General features: G+C 52.8%; 1 protein-coding gene. It reads right to left on the reverse strand.

The genetic code is table 11. The annotated features are described in order from the left end of the window. Positions 1 to 286 (reverse strand): radical SAM protein (locus LZP73_RS20610; RefSeq protein WP_326490383.1); only part of this gene is annotated, 286 nt, incomplete at both ends.

Here is a 286-nt window from a genome sequence, read left to right on the forward strand (position 1 = left end):
AGGAGCGTCAGAGCACGCATCACCAGCTTATGCGTTGGTCTGCCACCTTTGGTCACGCGATATTGATTGTGGATCTCAGCCGGACCATCCAGCGATAACCCTACAAGAAAATGATTTTCTGCCAGAAATGCACACCATTCGTCATCGAGCAGCACGCCGTTAGTCTGGAAGCTATTACTTATCTTCCTGCCAGCACCATATTTCGCCTGTAGCGCCACGGCACGGCGGTAAAAATCCAGCCCGAGTAACGTTGGTTCGCCGCCCTGCCAGGTAAAAGCCACTTCGT

Source organism: Shewanella sp. AS16 (assembly GCF_021412365.1).
GTDB lineage: Bacteria > Pseudomonadota > Gammaproteobacteria > Enterobacterales > Shewanellaceae > Shewanella > Shewanella salipaludis.